The following is a 25,108-nucleotide window of genomic DNA, read 5'->3' on the forward strand; positions in this document are numbered from 1 at the left end:
AAGTGGTGATTTTTCACCAAACACATCTGCACAAAAAGATAGACTTAGTTGCCTAGCCTTTTTGGATGATCGATCATCTATGTGTAAATGTTGCCGCTAAAATGACCAGTCATACTCTGTGTATTTTTTTGCTTCAGGGTTTTGGTATTGATGTCCTTACTTTTGAACAGCATCCTGTGGCTTAATTCATACAAGGCGTATAATATAATACAATACAGTTCAGTTAAGGCTTGATCCTCCCTAACCCTCCTTAAAAAGGAGGGAACTAAGCCCCTCTTTTTAAGCAGGGCTGATTCATTCCATTTAAAACAGGATTTGTCAAGATGGTTAGCAAGAAAATTGTAAGTAAGCGTGACGAAGAGATTAACATTTAAGCACTGAAATATCAGTAAAATAGTTGGTTTCATCGGTACGCCAGTAACAAAATAACTAATTTTTCATTGCTAGAACCCATGATTTTTAAAGCTCTTTAGGGAATGAATCAGCCCTGCTCTTTTTAAGGGGGGTTGGGGGGATCTTTCGGGACAGATATCATTAACTGAACCGTATTGTAATATAATAAGCTCAAAAATTGCTCAAAAATCCTTGAAACCTTCCTTATTGTGGTAAGGCTTTTAGTGAGTTCTAACTAATACCAATTCACGAAAAAAATGATAGACATAATTTAGGAATAAATGCTCATAGTGCCAATTTCAGGAACTATATCCTAGTCACCCTCGCCTACTGGGGTTTCACCCTCACCGATGGTGCTTTGCGAATGCTGGTGTTGCTATATTTACAACCAAATTGGCTATACACCAATACAAATTGCCTTTCTATTCCTGTTCTACAAGGTCTTCGGAGTCGTCACAAACTTTTTAGGCAGTTGGATTGCTTCTCAGTTCGGGTTGAAGGTAACGCTTTATAGTGGCATCGGATTACAGATTTTTTCTCTTTGCCTCTAGGGATGTGTGCTTTGTTGTGGGATTGCCAGTATTCTTGCGTGGAACCTTGGGTTGGTCGTTCTATCAGGTTGGTGGATTCTTAGCTTGTTGGGTAATTAGCTATGGCGTTATTCAGTTCTTAGCATCAACACTGATTCAGCGATTTGGTTCTGGTCGTCCACCGCAATCTAAAACCATCCAGTTTTGGACATTTACTCTAACAGTAGTTCCAGCTGCGATCGCTCTGGCTCTCCAAATAGGTATACCTGCAAATATTGCGATTGTTGGCGGACTACTGATTTTTGGCGTTGTGTTTGCCTTCAACTCAGCCGTTCACTCTTATTTAATGTTGGGCTTTACTGATGATGACAAAGTAGCGCTGAATGTAGGATTTTATTACATGGCAAACTCAGGTGGTCGATTAGCTGGCACTGTTTTGTCAAGTTTGACATATCAGTTTTTCGGGTTAGTGGGTTGTCTATGGACATCCATATTCTTTGTACTAGCAGCAGCATTAATTACTCTGAAACTACCAGATCCTCAACCCAGCAAAGCGATTCTCTTCAAGACGACAAAGCCGAACGCCTGGAAAGCAGGAGATGGGGATTAGTATATTGGTTATTCTCCTTTTCTGTAAAGTATCACCAGAGGCAAAAGCAGCTTCTGGTGACTTTGATAGAGCAAAAACAGGGACAGGAATTTTGAAAAAAAGTAATGTTTGTACGCATAATTCTCACCGATCGCAAATGGCGGAGGGATTTACGCAAATATTAGGAGAAGGTAAAGTTGCTGTTGCTACTTCAGGTTTGGCAGCAAGTGAGGTAGATCCTGTCACTGTTAAGGTTATGGCAGAAATTGGGATTGATATTAGCAATCAAACTTCTAAGCCTTTAAGTGATTTCAATGCTGATGATTATAGCGCTTCTCATTTGCGTGAGGTACACCCGTAGGGGCACGGCAGTGCCCATTGGTGTCAACTTAACGTGAAACCCGCTTGGTGAAAACGTTTTGCCCTCACCCCCAGCCCCTCTCCCATCCGTGAGAGGGGAGCCTGAGATTTAATTCCCCTTCTCCCTTGGGAGAAGCAGGGCTGTTTCATTCCCTAAAACAGGTAAAATTGCAAGTGTTGAGGGGATAAAAATCATGGGTGCAAATCTGATTGAACAACTGCAGCAAGTCGAAGACTTCAGAACTTTAGATGGTCGAAGGCATCGGCTTTAGTTAGTATTGCTGTTTGTAATAATGGGCACCATGAGTGGATATATTGGCTATCGTGCGTGGGGAGATTTCGTCAAACGGCATCGTCAAGTGTTGATAAAGACGTTTGAAATCCAAAAACATGGTGTTCCTTCGTACTCGACGATCAGGCGCGTAGTCATGGGAGTCGATTTTGATCAACTTGCCGCAACATTTAATCAGTGGGCAAAAAACTATGTTGATTTAGATGAGTCGGAGTGGTGTAGCATCGACGGTAAAAGCATTAAAGGAACAGTTCAAGACTACGAAAAATCAGCTCATAATTTTGTCAGTATCGTATCAGTATTTGCGAATAAAAGAGGACTTGTTGTCGGGATGGAAAAATTTGAGAACAAGGAGGAGAGCGAAATCGTCACTGTGCAAAATTTAATCGCAGCTTTGGATATCAAAGATGCTGTATTCAGCTTTGATTCTTTACACTGCCAAAAAAAACTTGCAAGTTAATTATAGACAGTGGCAATGATTACATGATTTCTGTAAAAGACAATCAGCCAAAATTACATCATCATAATGCTGTGATTTCATTATGTGGTTGTGGTGTTAATTTACCCCAACAGTGGGTATTAAGAGATGTGTTTGAAGATTGACAACTTGATGACCTGCAGGGCAATCAATTGAATATTTTCGTCATGTTCGAGATGAGGTTAAGGAACGAGTTGTAAAGTTAATTAAGTCTCTCAATTAACACCAGATCCCTGACTTATTTGAGAAGTTGCGGATTTAACGCAGATTGCTACAACTATAAATTAGGTTAGTGATCGCTCGAAGTAATTTAGCTGGCTCCACTGGTTTGGTAATATGCTGCCCAAATCCGGCGGCAATTGCCTGTTGATAATCAACCTCACCAGCATAAGCTGTAAGAGCGATCGCAGGAATTTTTCCTCCAAGTTCTGGTGAGATAGCTCTAATTTGACGTATCAGCATATAGCCGTCTATTTCTGGCATTCCAATGTCGCTTAACAGCAGATTTGGCTGAAACTGAGGCATAATTCGTAGTGCTTCGATCGCAGATGCAGCCTGGATTACTACCGCACCAGATTGCTCCAAAATGAAAGCAATTAACTCTCGCGTATCACGCTCATCATCTACAAGCAGAACTTTCAACCCATTGAAATCGGGCAAATCATCAGCTTGAGAGGCAATCTGATGGCTATTTAGATCGACCTGGATCAGCGGTAGCATGACTGTAAAGGTTGCTCCCTGTTCTTCACCCAAGCTTTCTGCTTTAACTGTGCCACCATGTAGCTCGACAATGTGACGAACAATAGCTAATCCTAAGCCCAGTCCTCCGAATTTTCTAGTGGTTGCGCCATCAGCTTGTCGAAAGTAGTCAAAGACGAATGGTAAAAAGTCAGGGCTAATTCCCTTACCTGTATCACTGACTCGCAACTGAACCTGAGAACCAACAGACTCTAAACTGATTTCTATCTCTCCACCTTGGGGTGTAAACTTAATAGCATTGGAAAGTAGATTCCAAATAACTTGCTGCAAGCGACTGGAATCACCTGTGACTAAAAATTTAGAATTTGAAGTTTGGCATTTTAAATTGTTAGGTTGCTTATGAAAATCGATAAAGTCTAAATTTATTTGAGAATTTTCTAATCCAAAATTGTTCGACTGAGCGCTCGCGTCATTCGCGTAGCGTTCCGCAGGAAAGTCTAAAATCGTAAATTGCAAATTGATCGATTTGGCTTCAGCGGCTAGACGTACAGTTTCTATTGATGCGGCGATCGCAGTTTCTAGATCTACAGGAGCAATATTCAGACTCAGCTTACCTTGTAGAATGCGAGAGACATCTAGTAAATCTTCGATTAATTGGGTTTGAAGCTTGGCATTGCGCTCAATGGTTTCGAGAGCGCGAGTAGTGGTTGCTTCATCATACTTTTTCGTTTGCAGTAACTTTGACCATCCCAAGATCGGGTTTAGCGGCGTGCGAAGTTCGTGGGAAAGCACCGCTAAAAACTCATCTTTGATCCGGTTAGCTTGGATTAATTCTTCTTTGCGTCGCTGTAACGAAGTCATTAACTGAGCGCGTTCCAGAGCAACCGCTACCTGATCGGAAGTTGCTTGTAATAGAGTTATTTCTTCAGAAGTGAAATTGGTACGGGTGCGACTGGCAAAAGAGAGAACACCAAGCAGCTTTCCCTGAGCAATTAACGGTTGACCTGCATAGGCTGTAATTCCTAAAGTTTGGAGGATGTGGGCATGGGGATGGGTAGAGTACAGCACATTATTGACGACAATTTGACGGCGTTCTTGCACCACTAGTCCGCATATTCCTTCATTAAATTCCATGTATTCAATTGCTTGAAATACTTCATCAGTAATGCCGTTCCAAGCTACTAACCGAAGTTTCTGCTTCTTTTGGTGTGTATCGATTAAATAGTGAAAGTAACAATGCAAATCCATTTGCGCCGAGAGTTTGCTAAACAAGCTGTTCATTAGATCCAAGGGGCGCTCGGTTGAAAGCAAATCACTAGTTGTTTCCGAAAGCAGTTTAAGTCTTTCACTGCGTTCTTGTAAGGCTTGTTCTGCAAGCTGACGTTCGCGAAGGGCGCGTTCGCGTTCGGTAATGTCAATTGCAACCCCTCCTACCAGGCGTTGGCCAGACGCATTAGTAATGGGAAACTTATAGACTAAAAATTCGCCAAGGGTGCCATCTGTGCGTGGGGCAGACTCAATCGTTTGAACAACCTGATTGCTCTCGGCAACTATTCTAATGTTATCTAGGAGAGGTTGAGCAATTTGGACTGGGTATAGGTCAAAAATGTTTTTATTGATCGCTTTATTTATTGACACATTGAATGTGCTGAAATAAGTTGGACTGAGGTAAAGTACACGTCCGTCTACATTTGTAATCCATGCGGCGGCGGGAATATTATCCATAAAAGCTTGAAATTGCTCTTGACTCTGACTCAGCGCTTTTTTAGCTTGTTTAAGATCGCTAATATCCAGAATGAATGCAACTGATTTGTGCCGAGATTTTCCTAAAAGGGAGTAGCCAACTACAACTGGTATGCTGGAACCATCTTTGCGTATAAATTCCTTCTCGTAAGGAGTACAGGTTCCCTTTGCTGTTGCCTCGGCAATAGCCAGTTCGTCTAAATATTGATACTCAGATGGCGTAATATCAGCCCACCGTAATCTACCTGCTTGGATATCCTCTTGGGTATAGCCGACAATTCGCAAAAACTCGTCATTGGCTTCAGTGATGCTACCATTCACATCACCAAAGAGAATGCCAACTATATTCGCTTTCACAAAACTCCTGAGCCGCTCCTCACTTGCTTGGACTGCCTTCTCTGCCTGTTTGCGTTTGCTGATATCTGTAGTGCTGCCAACTAAGCGTACTGGGTTTCCATCAGCATCTCGCTGTACTACTATCCCCTGATCTAAAACATAGATGTACTGATTGTTTTGGTTGCGAATTCGGTACTCGGCAGCATAGTGATCGCTATTTACCAAAGCAAGTATCGCCTCTTGTACACTTGGCAAATCTTGTGGATGCACAAGCTCACACCACCAATTACCAGTTGGTTCAGCTTCTGCAAGGGAATAGCCCAAAATTCGGGTTAACCCATCAGTTCTTTCAACGCTATCCTGTTCTATATTCCAGTCATAAATCAGACAGTTTACCGCAGATGCTGCTAACTCAAACCGCTCGTTAGCTAATCTCAGACGCTCCTCTTTCTCCCGCAAAATTTGTTCTGCTTGTTTGCGATCGCGTAGCGCTGCTTGTTGTTCGCTCAAATCAACAACAAAGCCAATGACCGTTTCTTGAGTATTTCCCAGCATCACAGAACCGAGCAGAACAGGAATGCGATCGCCATCTTTACGAATGTATTCTTTCTCAAAAGGCTTACATACTCCAGTAGTTTTCACTTCTTCCACTGAACGTTCACTCAAAAGAAGATACTCAGGTGGGGTCATCTCGCGCCAGTTTATTTGGTTAGCGGAGAAATCTTCTCGCGTATAGCCGATCATCTTCAGAAAAGCATCATTGGCTTCGATGATCAAGTCGTTGTTGAAATCAGTTACGATTACCCCAATGATGTTGGATTCTGCCAGTTGCCTAAACCGCATTTCGCTATTTTGCAACAACTTGAGGCTTGTCTCTGCGTTGCATCTAGCAGTTCGCAACTCTGAAGAGAGCGCAGTAATTAAGAAGGATACTAATGAGAACGTAGTTAATCGTACCAGGACTTTTAGGCTGAGTAAATCGAAGGAGTAGACTGGATCGATCAAAAAATAGAGCGCAATTGTCACAGATAAAGCGATCGCTAGCACTCCAAGTCTCATACCGCCATACCAAGCGCTGACTGCCACAGCAGCATAAAATAATGTAAATACGCTCGGATCAAAAACTGGCAGTAACACTTTTGTCAACAGCAGTGCCGCCATGACTGCCAGAATCATCACACTAAAAGCTATGAACCGAGAACGCATCATCAAAATTTTTTCAGGTACTTTCACCATCATCTTAAGAGTCCTCCCGTTGCTCCGATTTTGGAAGATACTCGTTTACTAATCTTTTGCCTGCTTCGCCCATCTTCTCTAACATTTCTTCAATCAGCTTTAGCGCCATCTGTGAAGGCACTGTAGATCCGTTCTCCCAGCGATTGATTGTTCGTAGAGAAACACCTAACTTAGCTGCAAACTTTTTTTGAGAGAGATGGAGTTGCTGCCGAAGCTGACGGATTAAATCTGAAATTTTGAGTGGCTTTTCTAGTTCCATAGTAAAAAGAGTAGGACAGATGTCTTGCCATTCGTCTCCAGCTTGAGGAAGAATTTAAACAATCATCAGTCGTTATCAATTTCATCTTTTGATGAAACATCAATATTCAGTTATCAGTGTTCACGGATTACTGAACGCTTACGAAGGTATATCTAACATAAACATTACGTTTTGTCCGATTTTCAATGCCAAAAGAGTATTATCTGAAGCAATTTAATTAATTATTATCAGCAATCGCACACAGCTAAACAATTATTAGTGCATCATAGTTATATGATTCATATCGAAATTAATTTGTTATATATATCTATATAGAAGTTCATTTTGTATTTGATAAAAGCTTTTAAATTATCCCTAGTTTAGCAACTAAATCTAAAATAAATTCCAAAATATGTAGTTAATTTTACTTCTATGGTAAGATGCTAGTCACAAAACTAGCAAGTTAAAAAGAAAGGCGGGAGCAGAAGGCAGTGTTTCGACTACGCTCAACAACTAGACAGAAGTAAAAACTTTAGTTCTGGGTCATTGCCCAGTCAAAAAAAAGAATTGTATCGAGCGGAAAGTACCGCGAGAGACAAAGCGTCTTTGCTACAATCCCATGTTTAAAAACATGGGTTCCTCCTGCCTCCTAAAGATCCACTCTTAATAAAACTTTTGCCTAATTCTAATCTTTAACTGTTTTGATTAATCAACACTCCGAAAACTTATTAAACAGTCAACAGGAAAATGCACCAGGTGAAGGCTATATATTTAACTGGTTTGATTGGTTTTGTCTTTGGTATCCTCCAGGGTGGCTAATTTTATTCAACCGACATTGGCAGCATTATCACACAGATTTAGATGGTTGGAATTGGCTAGAATATGGATTATTTTTAATTCCTGGTGGATTTTATCTAGCATTGCTGAGTCGCTGGTTGCGTCTGGGTTTTCGTTCACCCCGAAAAGAAGTTGGTGAATTTGATCCTAAATATCAACAAGCTTTTGGCCAAGAAATTCTGGCCCCTATCGTTAAATACTATTTTCAGGGAGAGTTGCAACAAGTTGAAAACTTGCCGCCAACAGGGCCATTGATTGTGGCCATGAATCATGCCGGGATGTGTTTTCCTTGGGACTTTTTGACCTTGGCTTATTTATTAAGTGAAGCCAAAGGATGGGTAGTACAACCCATAGCAAATCCAGTATTATTTGAGCATCCTTGGGTGATTTGGTGGCTACCACCTCAATGGTCGCAGGTTTTAGGTGGTGTGCGAGCCGAATTAGATGATTTTGAGTCAGCAATTGCTCAAGGTAAAATTCTTTTATATGCACCCGAAGGTATTCGCGGGCCTTTGAAAGGTTGGAGGAGACGCTATCAACTAGAAAAGTTTGATGTGAGTTTTATTCAGTTGAGCGATCGCTATCATATTCTCATTCTGCCAGTAGTTTGCATCGGTAGTGAATTTCTACATCCTTGGGCTGTTAATTTCACTAAATTGCAACGACTAGTCAAACTACCATTCTTACCTTTGTCGCCTTTGATGTTTGCCTTACTTCTGTTTCCCTCAATGGGAGTTTGGGCAATGAAAACTCGTTTGCGTTACTTTATTGGCCCTTTGCAACCATCAGGATTGGATAACCACTCAAAGACAGGGCGTGCAGCAGCTTATCAGCAGGCACAACAATTACGAGAAAAACTGCAACTTCAAATTAATCAGTTTTTGAGCAAATTTTAATACTACAAGCTGAAATTTGCTGATATAACAGGTTTACGATGTGGTTCAATTCAATGAAAACTGCTGTAAGTTTGTAGTGAATGTATGGAACCTGTAACGCTGACGGCTCTTGTGAGTGCGATCGCCACTATACTGTTGACTAAGCCACTAGAGAAAATCGTTGAAAACATTGGTGATGCTGTATGGACGCGTCATTACGAATGAAGTTATTGTTCCTACCACAACTTATGCGTTCGTTACCAACAGAACCTGTTTCGTTACCAATGCTTATCTATTTGTGGCAAATGCTTATGTTGTCGTTACCACAGCTTAAGTAAAACTTATTAATCAACGGCAAAATATAGCCATTCTCCTTTTGATGCTTGTGCGTGAATTACTGTAAAATGCAGGTAATTAAAACCAGCATCGCCAAGTGAAAGCAGGTGGCTAAACTGACTCCACTAAAGAAGCACCGAAACGATAGCCTTTGCCGTAGACTGTGTGAATCAGCGTAGTTTCTCTACCCACCTCAATCTTACGTCGCAGCAAACGAATTAATGCCGCAATTACATTACTACTGGGTTGTTCTGACTCTTGCCACAAATTTTGCATAATCTGGGCATGAGTCAGAAGTTGTCCAGTGTGTTCCATAAAATATTGCAACAACTGGCTTTCTTTTTGCGATAGCTCAATTATTCGTCCTTGGCGATAGGCTACTTGATTTTCACAATCAAGTTCTAAATCAGCAACGGTTAAACGTCCGGTGGTGGTTTCATAGGTCTGAGTAGCGGAACGACGCAATAAAGCACGGACTCTTGCTAATAACTCCCGCAATTCAAAAGGTTTAACCAAATAGTCATCAGCACCAGCATCTAAACCTTGTACGCGGTCATCAAGAGTATCTTTAGCTGTAAGAAACAATACGGGAGTGGTTTTGCTTTGGCGTCGCAATTCCTGACAAATCTCTAACCCTGTTTTTCCTGGCAGCATCCAATCTAAAATAAGTAGGTCATAACTGCCTACTTGTGCAAGTTCGCTGCCAGATGTCCCATCATAAACGGCATCTACAGCGTAACCCTCACGAGTTAATAGGCGACTCAAGGGTTGAGTTAGTTCAACTTCATCATCAACTAATAAAATTCTCATACTGCTTGTGGTCAGCATATAGAGATATTCTCAATATTATTCAACTGCCAAGACGCTAAGGATACCAATACAAAAAATGCTGACTGTTGCATTGCCAAAAGGGGAACTACTTAAAAATAGCATCCGCTTGCTACAAGCTGTCGGATTAGATTTTAGTGCTTTTTTAGATTCAGGAACTCGCCAACTTCAAATTCCTGACACCAAGGGAGTTGCAAAAGCTTTACTGGTGCGGGCGCAAGATGTGCCCGTTTATGTGGAATATGGTCAAGCACAACTAGGGGTTGTTGGTTACGATGTGTTGCGGGAGAAACAGCCGCAAGTTGCCCACTTGGTAGATTTACAGTTTGGGCATTGTCGAATGTCAGTGGCGGTAAAAGCATCAAGTTCTTACCGATCGCCTTTAGATTTACCACCGCATGGTAGAGTTGCTTCAAAATATGTGAATTGCGCTCGTGAATATTTCCATAGTCTGGATTTACCTGTGGAAATAGTGCCGTTGTATGGTTCAGTGGAATTAGGCCCAATTACTGGAATGTCAGAAGTGATCGTAGATTTGGTGTCTACAGGGCGAACTTTGCGCGAAAATGGTTTGATTGAAATTGCTAGTTTGTATCAAAGCACGGCGCGGTTGATTGCCCATCCTCTGAGTTACCGCTTGAATACGGGTAATCTGAGTGATGTGATTGGCAAGCTGCGGGAGGCCGTTTTGGTAGAGGTTTAATATAATTTGTAATTCGTAATAACGCTTCTTTAGATGCTCGTTCCTAGCTAACGCTGCACTATTCGTTCTTACAGCATCTTGTATTCAAGTGACTTCCAGATAAAAAATACTCAACTGTTGCTTGTGGGGTGAATATCTAACTACAGATGTCAATTTAACTTAAAAACCAGTCTAGACAAAGCTTTGAAAGATTGCCTCTTTATGCAGCCTCAGACTGCGATGCTGCTCATTAGGTTGCTGTCAGCCTAATGAGCAGCATTTCTAATACCAATTCAATTAATGATTGCAACACATCCTTGAGTAAAGTAAAGACGCGATTCATCGCGTCTCTACAAATGGTCTATTTGTCGTACTCTTTTTTAAAATTGGTATAACCTCTGGCTAAAAACTAGGTTTTAAAAGCCCTTACCTTTTGTTGCATAAGACGCGTAGAAACTCACCATATACAAAGATTAAATTTTTATTTAACCCTTCAGCCAATGTAACCAAAGTTATATTTATATTATTTTTGCAGACAAAGTAATATTTTTTTGAGCGTTAAAATTTGATGCGATCGCAAAAAATTAAACCACTATTATCTTGAACAAAATTGTTGATAGTAAAAAGCAATTTCAAATTATTCCTAACACGTAATCTGATTCTACTCAGTTAAAAAAAGTAGGTGAAAATATGTTTCAAGCTACTCGCCGCCGTCTTGCAATTTGGTACACTGCCGTCACTGCTGTATTACTACTACTGTTTGCCAGTGGCGTTTATTTATACTTTCGTACTACCCTGATTGAGCGGATTGATGACACCCTTAACCATGTAGTGGAAATAGTGGAGCGTTGCCTCACAACCAGTGGTTGTGCATCTACACTCATCTTTGAGCCAATTAATACTGATGCAGATAAATTTCGCATTAATGTAGAAGCTAGTTTTGGTGACAATACCGACACTGTAGAAGATGACCACATCGACCTAGAATGGTTTAGTCCAACTGGTAAATTACTTTGGTCAACGCTATCTGAACCCCTAAATATTCCCATTCGTGTCAATCGTACTGGTGAAACTGTGCGCGTAGTCAAGGGAGAGAGTGAAAATTTAAAATTTAAAATTCCTAACTCCCCACTCTTATTGCGACAAGTCACCCAACGCGTAGAAGTGAGACGACAAGTATTAGGATATCTGCGTGTTAGTCATCCCTGGTTTGAAGTTACTAAACCTAGTCGCCAGTTAATTTTTGATTTGGCATTAGGTATTGGGTTAATGGTGGTTTCCGTAGGCGCAAGTGGTTGGTTTCTTTCGGGTAAAGCGATGGAACCGGTGGGTGAGTCTTATCAACGTCTTAAACAATTCACTGCTGATGCTTCCCACGAACTTAGAAGTCCTATTACTTTGATTCAAACTAATGTGCAAGTTGCGCTTGCTGACTTGGATTTAGCTGAGACAGAAACGACTACTTCTTTGCAATATCGACAACAGTTAAAGGTGGTGGAACGGTTAACGCAGCGTTTGGGTAAGTTAGTCAATGACTTACTCTTCCTAGCACGACAGGATAGTGGTATTAGCAAAGATACTTTTTCACCTTGTCCCTTAGATGCTTTGTTAATAGACGTGGTTGAAGAACAACAATTGTTAGTCCCTGAGAAAAAAATCACCCTTTCTCTAGACTTAGTTGACCCTCCTAACTCTGAAACTAGCCCCGAATTACTAGAAAATTGGTTTACTATTGTAGGTAATTGGGATCAATTGGTGCGGCTGTTCACAAATTTAATTGCTAACGCTTTACATTACACTCCAGCAGGTGGACGAGTGAAAGTGGAATTGGCGCGGATAGAAGGAATAAATCGTGTTTCTGGACTACGTAACACCAGTGCCCAGTTGCAAGTTAAGGTGAGTGATACCGGAGTTGGAATTCCAGCGGAAGCGCTACCACGCTTGTTTGACCGCTTTTATCGGGTAGATCCAGCACGTACTCATAGGACGGGGAATACAGCTACAGCCAGCGCTACTGGTTCAGGATTGGGATTAGCGATCGCTCAAGCTATTGTCGAACATCATCACGGTCATATTCAAGTTGAAAGTACCCAAGGCATTGGCACTACCTTTACTATCACTTTACCAATAACTCTTGAGTTTTAATTCGCTAATAAATTTTTCTTTCCTGTGATAGATGTAAGATTTTAACCCATTCAAATTGACTTTAGTTATTAGCGAGAAAATTAATTTTTTAGCAGTATATTGAATTTGACTATTACACAAATGTGCTTAATGACAATGATTAAGGCTTTAAATCTTGAGAATGAAATATTTTCATTTTTTTAGATGATTTCCGTATCCTTAGCTAGATGCGATAAATTGAGTCATTTGTTAAATATTTAGATATACTCAACGACCGATAAAACCTAATTTAATTTCCGGTTGGAGAAATTTTTGTAAGAAAAAAAAGTTGAAGTTTTTTTAGGAGTTAAGAACAAATATGAAGTTTCAAAATTTCCGCAAGTCTAGCAAGTTATTTGGCGCTCTTTGTGGGGGATTGCTGATGAGTCTGCCAGCAATTCCTCAAGCTTTTGCACAAGAATCTACTCCCAATGTTAAACAGCCAGGAGCTGCTTCTTCAACACTAAACCCAAGTCCCAGTATTTTTAGCGAACCACCCTATAACCGCTCTCAAGCTCCCGGATCGCCAGAATCAGGTGTCACACCACCACAACCAGTTCCTCCGGCTGAAGGGCAAGTGTCTCCCATACCACCACAACTAGGTGTTAGACCAGCACGCACAATTCCTGGCGATCGAACTCAACAGCCTTCACCACCTACGGTTTCTACTGACCAACAACCACAAGTAGAACCACGGCAAACCCCCACTGCGACGATCGCAATTACTAATGGTACGGTTAATATCAAGTTAGTTAATAATACTGCGGCTAATATAACTTTCCAAGTGATTGGCGATACGGCACCGCGATCGCTACAAGGTAAGTCAGATGTAACACTCCAAGCTTTAAAAGCACCAGTAACAGTAACATTTGAACGAGAAGATGGCGGACAGTTGATAGTGACTCCACAAGCTGCTTCAGAGCCAGGAAATTTGGAAGTTACATTTAAGGAAGCCACCAATGCAACACAGGGTAGAAGTACAATGAGAATTGAACGAAATGGTTCAGTGTTCTTGAATTAATTAATTTAGAATTAGGGCGAAGGTCATTCACGGCTACATAAATAGGAGCTACACCGACCTGGGCTAGAGAAAATCAAGCTTTTATAACCCACGTAGGTCGATTTTGCCTGTGTAGACGTGGTTTCCAACCGCCCTTTTAACTACTTTCGCTGAAGCATTTTAGTTAACTGATCCAGCAATTGCACTTCTTGCTTGCTGTCTTGCAATGTCCGCGCCAGTATAATTGCCCTTTCGTAAAAATTGCGGGCAGTTAAATAATTACCTTGTTGCTTATATAACTGAGCATAAGATGCAAAAGATTTTAATTCTTCGTATAAATTTTGTAATTCTTTAGCGAGTGCTAAACGCTGCTCTAATAAGTCAAAGGCGCGTTCGTAACGTCCTACAGCAGTGTGAGCCGTAACTAAACCGTCAATTGCTCGTAATTGATTAGTGCGATCGCGGTTGGTTTTAGCTGTCTGCATTGCTTCACCATAAGTAGCAATGGTATCTTGATAATTTCCAGATGCTAAATAAGCATCTCCTAAATTATTCAAGGTATTTGCTTCACCGATGGCATCGCCAGTCTGACGGCGGAAAATTAAAGCATTTTCGTACAGTTTAATCGCCTTGTTATAATCTCCCAACCTGGCACTTACTAAACCCAAATTACTCAAAGACAGTCCTTGACCTTCAATATTTTTGACTCCGCGAGCAATTGCGAGTGCATCTTCAATTGTTTTACCAGCAGCAGCAGATTCGCCTTTTTGCAGCAGAAATGTGCCGATATTATTCAGCACAAAAATCTGAGATTGGAAATCTTTAGTATCACGAGCGATCGCTAATCCTCTTCTGAAAGCATCTTCCGCCTCTTTTGAACTACCAAGCTGCACATAAGCCTTAGCAAGCAAATTGTACGTCAGACCTTGTGCTTTCAGGTCGCCAATGGAATGATATAGTTCTAATGCCCGCAAACAAGACACAATTGTTTTGTCGCCATGTCCTGAAGCGTATTCTTGTTCAGCAATACGCAGCAAACCGTCTGCTTCATCTCTTGATTGTCGCCCAACGGAATCATTTAAAGGGCGGTGGAGTTGTTCGGTAATATCAACCGCACCCGCTACAGAACTCAGCAAAAAAGCAAACAGTAAAAAGCTCTGTAAAAGTACCTGGGGACAAGAAACCGCACCTACACAAATTATGCCTACCTTTTGGCATGGAAATACAAGCCGTTGTTTCATAAAAATTACCCGTAAAGTTGCGGGTTTAAGTAGAAGGTCTAAGAAAAAGTTTTAATGTTTTAAATTGAAGACAATCAATATACGCATTTATACTTAAACTTTTGATGGAATTAAATCTTCTCCAAAGTATATGGTGCGGATATCTGTGGGCAATTTGTCCTCTAACATACGATAGCCTTCTTGGAGAAAATTGGCTACTTCATTAGGAGTGATCGCTTCCCCTTCAGCTTGTAGATAAGCAGCGATTCTAGTTTCACTCCAGTGGAAAGTTTGAGCCATCAACACAATTAATCGTAAAACAGGCGGTAGTTGGTCTAACGCCTGTTCTACATAACACCATAGCGGCGGTGAAGTCGCTTGCAGAGAATAATGAATTGCTTCTGTGGGTGGTAGTTTAATCTCATTTATACAAAAAGCTGTCATATTAATTAACCAATTCTGCATGGTCAAAGTTTCCTCACCTGATTCAGACTCAGTTAACTTTAGTCCACCGAGTTCGTAATAAATATGTCGCCAGGTAAGGGCAAACAGATAATCTGCCTGCACAGGCGATCGCGCCGAATGCCGAATTAAGGTGTAGACTATGGGGCTATAGCGACAAAAAATCACCGTAAAGTACTTTCCGGCATCTGGATAGCGCTGAAACAGAGTCAGTAGTTCATGGTCACTGTGATGGAACAGCGACTTCACTAGCGGGTGATTAGCTTCGGGAAAATGAGGAATTTGCACAAGCCTTGGAGTTGATAGTTGTTAAAATAGTTTTGGGAATTGCACTCCCCTAGTTAATCGCATAATATCTTGGTGTTGCTCAGTTTGTAGATGAGACTCAGACTACTTGAGTATTGATAAACTAGAAACAAGGACTTAATTTTAGTCTTAATCGACAATCATAAAATCAACTCTCTTAAAGAATCCTTATTTGTTCATGGTTATAGAAGTTAGTGTGGTATCGTTCCTGCTCAGTCCTCTTACTTTAGGCTCCTTTCTGCCTTCCCTGCCCTTAGATAGCCTGTTCTCCACCCAAGGCATTATGGTGATGCTGCTAGCAGCTTACGCTGGTGCTATGTGGATGTTTCTCACCAGTGCCCCAAAAGTACACACTGTAATGGTGTCAGATTTGGAGATTGCCCGACAATTGTATGAAGGGCTGCTAGATTTGCCAGCAGCTGAGGTGCCATTGCACTACTACTACAACTACGAACAAACTATAGGCGCAACTGGCATCGATCCGTTATATATGTCTACCGGGCCGAGCTTGTCTAGCAAAATGATGAATAATGCTAACGATGGGTTGTGGTATCAATTGAAGAAAAACACCCAGCTACACGTCATTACTGGTGCAAGTTTAGGTAGCAAAAATCAGCAGCGCCACGTTTGTTTTGACCATGACTGTCTGGAAATGATTTTAATGCGAGTCGAAACGCGCGGTTTGAAATTGAAGATTCGTAACCACAAACCCCTGAACTTTTTGGTTAAGGACTATGAAGGGCGAGTTATTGAGGTGGCTGAGGTAGCGAATTAGTAGTTAATGATTAAATTATTTTAGGTTGGGTGGGGCGTAGCTTGCCGTCGTAGGCATCGCTCCACCCAATATTTTTGGAATTTAGATTGACTTCCGACTCTGCTGCTAATTAATGTCCCATTTCCACCCAAGCTAAAATAGGTAAATCCCCTAACCGAGATGATTTATGAACCAGCCGATATCTGAGAGAGTGCGCTGGACTACCGCCGACTTAGAGTTGTTTCCAGATAACGGAAATCGCTATGAAATTATTGACGGAGAATTATTTGTGACCAGAGCGCCTCACTGGAATCATCAAAAAACTTGTGTCAGAATTATTACTCCATTGCACATTTGGTCACAAGCTACTTCTTTGGGACAGGTCGTACCTGCTCCAGGAATAATTTTTGGCGATAATGATAATGTTATTCCTGATGTTGTCTGGGCTAGCAACGAGAGATTGCCTTTACTTCTAGACGAGGCGGGGCATTTGACAGGTGCGCCAGAATTGGTTGTAGAGGTGCTATCTGCTGGTAGTGAAAATGAAAAGCGGGACAGAGAACTAAAACTTAAGCTCTACTCATCACGAGGTGTCAGAGAATATTGGATTGTAGATTGGCGTAAGCAACAGGTGGAAATATATAGACGCGAACAAGCGAGTTTAAAGTTAGTTGGGACGTTATTCAATGGTGATGAATTGAGTTCACCCATATTGCCTGATTTTACTTGTGCGATCGCACAACTATTCACTTAACACCATATATTTTGAATATGTTAATTAATGCTGGAATTGAGATATGGATGCCGAGGAATTGCTCAGGCGTTATGCTGCTGGAGATAGAGATTTTACTGGAGTTGATTTGATTAACGCTAACTTGAGTAGAACCGACTTGCGTGGTATTAATCTGAGTAGAGCTTACTTGGATGGTGCAAACCTAATGGATGCCAACCTCTGTGGGGCTTGTTTGGCAGGTACTCACTTCGAGGATACTGAAATGATTAATACTGATTTCAGACAGGCTAATCTCAGTGGTAGTCATCTGAGTGCGAATCTGAGTGGGGCTAATCTCAGTGGTGCTGACCTAAATAGGGCTGACCTGTATAGCGCCTCTCTGGAGAACGCTCTGTTGATTGACACTGACCTCTCTTACACCAAGCTGGAGGCTGCTATTTTTGATGGGGCTAACCTCAGCTATGCTAACTTGACAGGTAGTACTGATGGTAATGTCAATGATGCTATTCTTTATCACACCATCATGCCCGATGGAAGTATTGTGAGCAATGACCATAGGTATAAATAAGAAATTAGTGTGATCGCTGCCGTCGCTAGTTAAAGAACAAAACCCAAAATTGATAAAGAATATCCAATTAACAAATGAGGAAGTAAAGCTTAACTGTGCTGTAAAAACTCAACTTTGGGCAATAACGGGTCAGTCACAATACCCACACCGCTAAAACCCCAGCGTTTGAGCAAATTTCCCAACTGTGTACGCGCAATGGATTCTACAGCAAAGCGATTTGCCACTTCTGCTGCGTGGGTATTGAGATAGCTAAGGGCGTCAAAGTTTTCTTGAAACAGCAATAAATAGCCCGATGTTTCAGAATCAGTACGAGCTATAAGATAATTTCCGTCAGTTTTTGAACGCACTAAATAATAGACTTCAGACAGCATGAAGATGAAATTTGTTGGGGAGGAAAAAATCCTTCAAATAAAAAACATAGAGGAATATCGCACAGCTTTAATTTCCGAGTATCCCTCATTGCTTTAATATAAACTATGTAAAATAAATATTTACCCAAATTTGCCGCTAACGTAATCTCTGGTATCTTCCTGCTGAGGATTGTTGAAAATTACTTCTGTTGCATCATACTCTACCATATAGCCATTACGGGTTCCTGTCTCTGAAGTCCGAACATTAAAAAAGGCTGTTTTATCAGAAACACGCGCTGCTTGCTGCATGTTATGGGTAACAATGACAATAGTATATTGCTCTTTAAGTTCGTGAATCAGTTCTTCAACACGCAAGGTGGAAATAGGGTCAAGAGCGGAGCAAGGTTCATCCATCAGTATAATTTCAGGTTGTACTGCGATCGCGCGAGCAATACATAACCGTTGTTGTTGTCCACCCGATAAAGATGAGCCACTTTGCTGTAGTTTATCTTTGACTTCATCCCACAAAGCTGCTTTTCTGAGACTGCTTTCTACCAATTCATCCAAATTACCTTTATAGCCATTGATTTTGGCTCCAAAAGTAATATTGTCATAAATTGATTTAGGAAATGGGTTTGGTCTTTGAAACACCATTCCAATTCTCCGACGTACTTCTACAGGGTCGATGTCAGATGCATACAAATTTTTATCGTAAAAAAGTATTTTACCTTCTGCCCGAAATGACTCAATCAGATCATTGAGACGGTTATAGCATCGCAACAACGTACTTTTACCACAACCAGAAGGGCCGATAAAAGCTGTCACCTGATTTTTCGGTATATCTAGCCAAATATTCTGTAAGGCTAAAAACTTGCCATAGTAAACGTTGAGATTTTCAGTGCGTAAAACGGTTTCAGTGTTATTCACTGTCCTAGTGTTGGTAGCCATAAATTAAATCTAGTGTTGGTTTAAACGATGGGATTTGCACTGTGGATGATTGTTTACTAAGCTTTTTTGCGAGTTGCCCAGCGAGCGATGATACTTGTGATTAGAACCATCAATACCAAAATTAAAGATGCTGCCCAAGCTAGAGATTGCCAATTTTTAAACGGAGAAATGGCGTATTTGTAAACTAAAACAGCCAGGGAAGCTGTTGGTTGGAATAAACCATCTGGCCAAAAGTTAGAAAATAGAGCAGTAAATAGCAAAGGTGCGGTTTCTCCAGATGCTCTGGCGATCGCTAGCGTTGCCCCAGTTACAATAGCTGGTAAAGCTGCTGGTAAGACTACTTGACTTACAGTTTGAAAGTTAGTCGCTCCTAAGCCTACAGATGCTTGTCGCAAATCTTGCGATACTAACTGCAATGCTTCATCAGTCGTTCGCAGAATAATGGGCAACATTAAAATTGCCAGTGCAAACCCTCCAGCTAGAGCTGAATACGATCCTAAGTTCAACTTTACCATTGTCAAAACTACAATCCCATAGGCAAATACCCCAGCAATAATTGAGGGGACTCCACTAAGGACGTTAGCCGCAAAACGCACCCATCTAGCTACTCTCGCCGAACTAAATTCTGTGATGTAAATCGCCCCTAAAACTCCAAAGGGGATACTAATCAAGGCCGCAATTCCTACCATCAGCAGCGTACCTAAAATTGCATTACCAAAGCCTCCTCCCTTTTGCAGAGCTTTGGGTGGCAATTCCACAAACACAGCCGGACTCAGACTGCTAAAGCCTTTAATAATCACGTAAGAAAGCACTGCTAGCAAAGGTAAAAGTGCCAATACTCCGCAGGTAAATGCGACTACAGTCATCACTGTATTAAACAGTGTCCTTTGAGACGTGGGGGAGCGAGTTAAACTGCGCTCTGGAAAATTAGAAGTCATAATTTAACCCAAAACTAAGCTATATTCGCTTGACTCTCAGAACGATCAACTCTGCCAGAATATTGACTACTAGTGTCAAAAAAAATAGAATTAAAGCCGCGTACATTAAAGCCGCAACTTGCAAACCACTTGCCTCTGAAAATTGATTTGCTAATAGAGAAGAAATCGTATTGGCTGGTGCTAAAAGAGAAAGACTGATGTTGTTGGAGTTGCCGATTAACATCGTTACAGCCATTGTTTCTCCCATTGCCCGGCCAAGTCCCAGCATCACAGCACTAACTATGCCCGAAAAGGCTGCTGGTATAAGAACTTGTAAAATCGTTTCCCAGCGGGTTGCTCCTAGTCCTATAGAGGCTTGGCGCAAACTTGGGGGTACAGAAATCAAAGCATCGCGGGATAAGGCTGTGATTATGGGCAAAGTCATAATTGCTAAAATGACTCCCGCCGGTAACATTCCTGGTCCTGTAGGAGAAGTGCTAAAAAATGGCAGCCAGCCAAAGTAACCATTGAGCCATTTTCCCAAGTTGGTTAAGATTGGCACCAAAACAAAAATACCCCACACTCCGTAGACAACGCTGGGAATAGCTGCCAGCAGTTCTACTGCAAAAACCAGTACCAGTTTCACTTTAGCGGGCAAAAAATCTTCGCTCAGTACAATAGCAGTACCAACCCCAATTGGTACTGCTATCAGCAAACCAATAAAAGAACTCAAGAGAGTTCCATAGATTTGAGGTAGAACTCCGTAGCTATCATTAACCGGGTTCCAAGTGGTGTTGACTAAAAAGCCAGCACCAAACTTTTGGATGGCAGGCCAAGAGGCAATTGCAACCTGCGACCCAATCCATAATAAAGTCCCAGCAACCCCAAAAGCGAAAATTTTAGTCAGCCAAATAAAACCCAAATCTAAGGATTTTTCGGCGTCAGAGCGATTTTTCATCGCTGATGACAGATTTTGAGAATTTGTAGTCATGAATACCGACTTTCAGAGTTAAATCAGAGAAAAATATGGGAGGCAACCAGATTAGTAAAATTGTCGCCTCATCATCTATTTAAACTGATACAATAGTAACTTCATGTTCAAAGTTACTACTGAATAGGCGTGTTTGATTGCTTACTTGCTAGCGCTACTACCACTAGCAACAGAAATTTTGTATTCTGGGCTGATTTGGTCAGCAGCAGCAGCCACTTTTGTGATCACATTTGGCGGTAGAGGAACATAGCCTAATGCACTAGCCTGTTTTTGTCCATCAGTTAAAGCGTATTCGATCGCAGCTTCAATCGCCTTGGCTTTTGCCGCATTGGGATATTTCTTGTAAGCCAAAATCCAGGTGTAAGTGACGATGGGATAGGAATCAGCCCCTTCGGGATCGGAAATGAAGGAGCGGAGATTTGCGGGTAGAGGTACTGATTCAAGAGTTTTAGAAGCTGACTCTTCACTAGCTACAACAAACTTACCGCCTTTATTTTCCAAAGCAGCAAACTTGAGACTATTTTGTTTGGCATAGCCATACTCGACATAACCAATGGAACCTTGAGTTTGTTGGATTTGGGCAGTAACACCCTCGTTACCTTTAGCACCTACTCCCTTAGGCCAGTTGACAGTTTTACCTTCACCAACTTTACTCTTCCACTCAGGGCTGATAGCGCTGAGGTGTTTTGTGAACACACCCGTAGTTCCGCTACCATCGGAACGATAAACAACTGTGATTGACTCTTTCGGAAGCTTTGCACCTGGGTTAGCCTTGGCAATTTGGGCATCATCCCAAGACGTGATTTTGCCTAGTAGAATATCGGCGTAAACGGCTCGTGGGAGCTTGAGTTCTGGGACATCAGGCAAGTTGTAAGCCAACACGATGCTACCAGCAGTCACAGGCAGTAAAACAACACCTCTATCTGCTGGTACTTTCTGGATTTCTTCATCCTTCATTGCGACATCGCTGGCACCAAAGTCTACAGTGCCTTTGATAAATTGCTCAACTCCAGAACCGCTACCAACTGATGCATAGTCAACTTGTAGATTGGGATATTTTTTGTTTAAATCTGTGAACCAGGTATCGTACAGTGGTGCCGGAAAAGACGCACCAGCCCCGCTTAACTTTACGGTTCCGCCAAGGTCTAATTTAGCTGGGCTAGAAGCAGTAGTATCTGTAGCAGTGCCAGAAGGCGCATCCTTGGTGGCTGTATTATCTGGTGCTTGCTGTCCGCCACAAGCTGTTAGGCTGATTGTCAGTGCTAACACTGAAATTGAACCTGTGAGGCGATGAATTTTTGTTGCACTAAGACGTGAGAGCATCGCTATCAATTTTTTAGTAACTTTTCAGGTGAGCGTTTCTAAGATACTCCCAAAGAACAACAATAGAGATTAACGAAAGGTTAACAAAGCAATAAAGATACTAGTTTTTTTGATAAAGAGCCAACCCTTGCTTCTAGTTTTTATTGATAAATTTTATACTTTTACTTGAGGTTTAAGATATAAATATTACTACAGTAAGTTTCTTGTATTTATTTACAAAACTTTATTGATAGTGTAATTTAGTTGGTCAATTCATAGAAAAAGTATATAAATATTAATTAAGATTAAGCATTCAATACTTTGTAGCCAAATTTAGGTACTCCTCTGCAAAACTAGTATAAATACTAATATAAATAATGTTAATTTACCATATTTTAGGTTAAACACCAGAATTCACAGCACGCCTTAGCCAAGAAAGTCAGACAATAAGATATTTCATTTGCAATTCGTAGAACTGAAAAATTACATACCAAAAAGGCAAAAGAAAATATGCTAGTTCTTAAGATGTAAGCACAAATTTCATTTCAATATTAATGAATATACTAGGTGCTGTTGGATTTCCCTTTTGCTTTTCTTTGGTTGCCTGATAAATGTTTGCTGCTTCCAATCAATTACTATGGTCTATGATTGGCTTACTCCTGACAATGGGTGGTACGTTCTTAGAAGTTTATGGCATCACCTTACCTTGGACTTGGAGTCAGCACGGAATTCAGACTTTTTCTTTAGGTGTCACTTTTCAAATTGGCGCAGTATTGTTGGTGGGTTGTTTAGGGGGCAAAAATGCAGGTGCGCTCTCACAAATTGCCTACTTAGTCATGGGGCTAACCTTACTACCAGTATTTGCCGATGGCGGCGGTATTGGTTATGTCAAGCTGTCTCAGTTTGGGTATCTACTAGGCTTTATTCCTGGAGCTTGGATTTGTGGCTTAGTTGCCTTTAAAGCAAGACCTCGACTAGAAACTCTTGCCTTTAGTTGTGTCTGTGGCTTGTTAACTCTCCACATCTGCGGTATTACTTATTTGATTATTAGCTATCTTTTTCAGTGGAAAGGCACAGAAAATCTACCCTTGATGCAAGCAATGCTTAGATACTCCTGGTTTGCACTACCAGGTCAACTAACTGTGGTCTGTGCAGTTACTGTAATAGCATATATATTGCGTCACTTAATGTTTTATTAGTTCATTGTTATTTGTCCTTTGTCATTTGTCAAAAGCTCATGACCAATGACCAATGACTAATGACCAATGACCAATGACCAATGACTAATTTGCCATGCGTTTAAAAAATCGTCTTTTCTGGATCGCTGCCTTCATCGCTTTTTTCTTAGATCAAATAACAAAGTACTGGGTAGTACAAAGCTTTAGCTTGGGGCAGACACTACCACTCTTACCTGGGATATTTCACTTCACCTATGTCACTAACACTGGTGCGGCTTTTAGTCTGTTTAGTGGGAAAGTAGAGTGGTTGCGCTGGCTATCTTTAGGAGTGAGTTTAGTATTGATAGCGTTGGCGTTAATTGGCCCAACATTAAATTTGTGGGATCAGTTAGGCTATGGCTTGATTTTAGGTGGAGCTATGGGCAACGGTATTGATCGTTTTGTTTTAGGCTATGTCGTTGATTTTCTTGATTTTCGCCTAATAAACTTTGCTGTATTTAATGTGGCAGATTCATTTATTAGTATCGGTATTGTTTGCCTGTTAATTGCTTCCTTGCAAAAAACACCGACTTCAACTGGCAGATCCCATTAAAATATTAAGCCTGGGATTAATTATCCCAGGCTATTGACTTAGTGAAACCCTTGCTTAGTCTTATATGCAAAGACTTTACGTATAAGGTTTTATCAATTTTTATTTTTCACCTAACACCAGTTTGCATAACTAGTGCAACAGTTCAAGAAAGATGCACCGACGATCGCTGATAGCAAACCATTATTTAGATTATGCCCCAGCTTTTAATTTAATTACCTGTGGTAGGAGTTTTTGGCGAACTAGAGCCGGGAGTACTGGGAGCTGGTTCAATACTGCTGCCAGGAGTGCCAGGAGTGCCAGGTTGTTCTGGTGGGGTTGCGCTTCCTGGGTCGGTAGTGCTACCAGGGATGCCAGGTTGTTCAGGAGTGGTTGGGCTTCCTGATGGTGGAGTTAAGTTGCTAGGTGCGCCTTCAGGAGTGGTTGGGCTTCCTGATGGTGGAGTTAAGTTGCTAGGTGCGCCTTCAGGAGTGGTTGGGCTTCCTGTTGGTGGAGTTAAGTTGCTAGGTGTGCCTTCAGGAGTGGTTGAGCTTCCTGGTGGAGTTAAATTCCTAGGTGCGCCAGGTGCCGATGGGGTTATGCTTCCTGGTGCTGGAGTGGTTTCGGGAGTGCTAGATTCAGGAGGGGTGGTTCCTGGTGCTGGAGTGGTTTCGGGAGTGGTGCTATCAGGCGTTGTTGTTTCTGCTGGTACTGTAGTGCTACCAGGAGCACTAGGCGCAGGAGCGCTAGGGGTGGCTGCTGTGCCGCCGGAACAGCGAGAGTTGAGCGGAAAATGATCGCACAGAATTTTCATGCCTTCTGGCGACATCTTGATTTCCGTTGGTGCGCTAGTGGAGTCGCTGCTAGATTGGGCTATGGGGGATTTACTGGATTCGGCTACAGCAATATTAGTGGTAAGTGCCAAAGATAAAGCTGTACCAATCAGGCTCAGAGATTTTCCCATCATTCTGTAATTAACCTTAACGGAACATTCGCCCCATTAAAGCAGATAACTAAGTTTTAAAAAATCCTCCTAAATGGAGATATTTAGGTTTTTTCAAAATATGTGCATATGTAAAATTGGTAAAAATTAAATCAGTTATTTATTGACAACTAGTGTTTAAAAAGACAAAATTAAAAAGTATATCTGTAGTTATTGAACTATTGATACTAGCTTATATAAGCTTTTGAGAATA

Annotated in this window: 21 protein-coding genes and 4 pseudogenes; 14 read left to right on the forward strand and 11 right to left on the reverse strand. The window is 41.4% G+C overall.

Features of this window, described 5'->3' with window-relative positions; all coding sequences use genetic code 11:
* Positions 1–68 precede the first annotated feature (68 nt).
* From V7K60_RS34995 to V7K60_RS00945, 5 genes and pseudogenes are all read left to right on the forward strand, one after another.
* Positions 69–185: pseudogene (locus V7K60_RS34995) on the forward strand (IS982 family transposase); the annotation flags it as partial.
* Between the two features lie 485 nt (positions 186–670).
* Positions 671–1,533, forward strand: a pseudogene (locus tag V7K60_RS00930) (MFS transporter).
* A gap of 88 nt (positions 1,534–1,621) precedes the next feature.
* Positions 1,622–1,846, forward strand: a pseudogene (locus V7K60_RS00935) (arsenate reductase/protein-tyrosine-phosphatase family protein); the annotation flags it as partial.
* A 304-nt stretch (positions 1,847–2,150) separates the two neighbouring features.
* Positions 2,151–2,624: an ISAs1 family transposase gene (locus tag V7K60_RS00940; protein ID WP_334922203.1), complete on the forward strand. Its 474-nt coding sequence runs from the start codon at positions 2,151–2,153 to the stop codon at positions 2,622–2,624.
* A gap of 65 nt (positions 2,625–2,689) precedes the next feature.
* Positions 2,690–2,865 (forward strand): annotated as a pseudogene (locus V7K60_RS00945) (ArsC family transcriptional regulator); the annotation flags it as partial.
* A 35-nt stretch (positions 2,866–2,900) separates the two neighbouring features.
* Here V7K60_RS00945 and V7K60_RS00950 read toward each other — a convergent pair.
* Positions 2,901–6,659 (reverse strand): PAS domain S-box protein, encoded by a 3,759-nt coding sequence (locus tag V7K60_RS00950; RefSeq protein ID WP_334922205.1) that lies wholly within the window; start codon positions 6,657–6,659, stop codon positions 2,901–2,903.
* Position 6,660: 1 nt separating this feature from the next.
* Positions 6,661–6,915, reverse strand: coding sequence for a helix-turn-helix domain-containing protein (locus V7K60_RS00955; RefSeq protein WP_334922207.1), 255 nt, complete (start codon positions 6,913–6,915; stop codon positions 6,661–6,663).
* A gap of 680 nt (positions 6,916–7,595) precedes the next feature.
* On the opposite strand from V7K60_RS00955, the gene V7K60_RS00960 reads away from it, so the two are divergent.
* The gene (locus V7K60_RS00960) at positions 7,596–8,627 is read left to right on the forward strand and encodes a 1-acyl-sn-glycerol-3-phosphate acyltransferase (protein WP_334922209.1); all 1,032 of its coding nucleotides are present in this window, start codon (positions 7,596–7,598) and stop codon (positions 8,625–8,627) included.
* 426 nt (positions 8,628–9,053) lie between these two features.
* Here the strand turns inward: V7K60_RS00960 and rppA are convergent, their stop codons facing one another.
* Positions 9,054–9,752: a two-component system response regulator RppA gene (gene rppA, locus V7K60_RS00965; protein WP_334922263.1), complete on the reverse strand. Its 699-nt coding sequence runs from the start codon at positions 9,750–9,752 to the stop codon at positions 9,054–9,056.
* A gap of 76 nt (positions 9,753–9,828) precedes the next feature.
* Here rppA and hisG point away from each other — a divergent pair, with 76 nt between their 5' ends.
* The 3 genes from hisG to V7K60_RS00980 all read left to right on the forward strand — a co-directional run bounded on the left by hisG (position 9,829) and on the right by V7K60_RS00980 (position 13,636).
* Positions 9,829–10,473 (forward strand): ATP phosphoribosyltransferase, encoded by a 645-nt coding sequence (gene hisG, locus V7K60_RS00970; RefSeq protein WP_334922211.1) that lies wholly within the window; start codon positions 9,829–9,831, stop codon positions 10,471–10,473.
* Between the two features lie 669 nt (positions 10,474–11,142).
* Positions 11,143–12,597: a sensor histidine kinase gene (locus V7K60_RS00975; RefSeq protein WP_334922213.1), complete on the forward strand. Its 1,455-nt coding sequence runs from the start codon at positions 11,143–11,145 to the stop codon at positions 12,595–12,597.
* 337 nt (positions 12,598–12,934) lie between these two features.
* The gene (locus V7K60_RS00980; protein WP_334922215.1) at positions 12,935–13,636 is read left to right on the forward strand and encodes a hypothetical protein; all 702 of its coding nucleotides are present in this window, start codon (positions 12,935–12,937) and stop codon (positions 13,634–13,636) included.
* 140 nt (positions 13,637–13,776) lie between these two features.
* On the opposite strand, the gene V7K60_RS00985 is transcribed toward V7K60_RS00980, so the two are convergent.
* Together V7K60_RS00985 and V7K60_RS00990 are read right to left on the reverse strand one after the other, a co-directional pair.
* On the reverse strand, positions 13,777–14,856 hold the full coding sequence (locus tag V7K60_RS00985; RefSeq protein ID WP_334922217.1) for a tetratricopeptide repeat protein: 1,080 nt from the start codon (positions 14,854–14,856) through the stop codon (positions 13,777–13,779).
* A gap of 93 nt (positions 14,857–14,949) precedes the next feature.
* Positions 14,950–15,585 carry a sigma-70 family RNA polymerase sigma factor gene (locus V7K60_RS00990; RefSeq protein WP_334922219.1) on the reverse strand — a complete coding sequence of 212 codons (636 nt, stop codon included), beginning with the start codon at positions 15,583–15,585 and terminating at the stop codon, positions 14,950–14,952.
* Between the two features lie 196 nt (positions 15,586–15,781).
* Here V7K60_RS00990 and V7K60_RS00995 point away from each other — a divergent pair, with 196 nt between their 5' ends.
* From V7K60_RS00995 to V7K60_RS01005, 3 genes are all read left to right on the forward strand, one after another.
* Positions 15,782–16,378 carry a glyoxalase-like domain protein gene (locus V7K60_RS00995; RefSeq protein ID WP_334922221.1) on the forward strand — a complete coding sequence of 199 codons (597 nt, stop codon included), beginning with the start codon at positions 15,782–15,784 and terminating at the stop codon, positions 16,376–16,378.
* A gap of 166 nt (positions 16,379–16,544) precedes the next feature.
* Positions 16,545–17,111, forward strand: a complete 567-nt coding sequence (locus V7K60_RS01000; RefSeq protein ID WP_334922223.1) for a Uma2 family endonuclease — start codon at positions 16,545–16,547, stop codon at positions 17,109–17,111.
* A gap of 43 nt (positions 17,112–17,154) precedes the next feature.
* Complete coding sequence (locus V7K60_RS01005) at positions 17,155–17,658, forward strand: pentapeptide repeat-containing protein (RefSeq protein ID WP_334922225.1); 504 nt, start codon at positions 17,155–17,157, stop codon at positions 17,656–17,658.
* Positions 17,659–17,747: 89 nt separating this feature from the next.
* Here V7K60_RS01005 and V7K60_RS01010 read toward each other — a convergent pair whose 3' ends face one another.
* The 5 genes from V7K60_RS01010 to pstS form a co-directional block, all read right to left on the reverse strand.
* Positions 17,748–18,029, reverse strand: coding sequence for a hypothetical protein (locus tag V7K60_RS01010; protein WP_334922227.1), 282 nt, complete (start codon positions 18,027–18,029; stop codon positions 17,748–17,750).
* Positions 18,030–18,149: 120 nt separating this feature from the next.
* Entirely contained in the window at positions 18,150–18,956 is an 807-nt protein-coding gene (gene pstB / locus V7K60_RS01015; RefSeq protein ID WP_292774531.1) for a phosphate ABC transporter ATP-binding protein PstB, read from the reverse strand.
* Between the two features lie 56 nt (positions 18,957–19,012).
* Positions 19,013–19,894: a phosphate ABC transporter permease PstA gene (pstA, locus tag V7K60_RS01020; RefSeq protein WP_334922229.1), complete on the reverse strand. Its 882-nt coding sequence runs from the start codon at positions 19,892–19,894 to the stop codon at positions 19,013–19,015.
* A 19-nt stretch (positions 19,895–19,913) separates the two neighbouring features.
* Positions 19,914–20,864, reverse strand: a complete 951-nt coding sequence (gene pstC, locus V7K60_RS01025; RefSeq protein WP_334849092.1) for a phosphate ABC transporter permease subunit PstC — start codon at positions 20,862–20,864, stop codon at positions 19,914–19,916.
* Positions 20,865–21,005: 141 nt separating this feature from the next.
* Positions 21,006–22,187 carry a phosphate ABC transporter substrate-binding protein PstS gene (gene pstS / locus V7K60_RS01030; RefSeq protein WP_334922231.1) on the reverse strand — a complete coding sequence of 394 codons (1,182 nt, stop codon included), beginning with the start codon at positions 22,185–22,187 and terminating at the stop codon, positions 21,006–21,008.
* Positions 22,188–22,777: 590 nt separating this feature from the next.
* Here pstS and V7K60_RS01035 point away from each other — a divergent pair.
* Both V7K60_RS01035 and lspA read left to right on the forward strand, forming a co-directional pair.
* A complete protein-coding gene (locus V7K60_RS01035; RefSeq protein ID WP_334922233.1) occupies positions 22,778–23,365 on the forward strand; it encodes a biotin transporter BioY in 588 nt (195 codons plus the stop codon).
* A 94-nt stretch (positions 23,366–23,459) separates the two neighbouring features.
* On the forward strand, positions 23,460–23,936 hold the full coding sequence (gene lspA / locus V7K60_RS01040) for a signal peptidase II (RefSeq protein WP_334922234.1): 477 nt from the start codon (positions 23,460–23,462) through the stop codon (positions 23,934–23,936).
* 208 nt (positions 23,937–24,144) lie between these two features.
* Here lspA and V7K60_RS01045 read toward each other — a convergent pair whose 3' ends face one another.
* Entirely contained in the window at positions 24,145–24,879 is a 735-nt protein-coding gene (locus V7K60_RS01045; protein ID WP_334922235.1) for a hypothetical protein, read from the reverse strand.
* Between the last annotated feature and the right edge of the window lie 229 nt (positions 24,880–25,108).

The organism is Nostoc sp., assembly GCF_036917555.1.
Lineage (GTDB): Bacteria > Cyanobacteriota > Cyanobacteriia > Cyanobacteriales > Nostocaceae > Nostoc.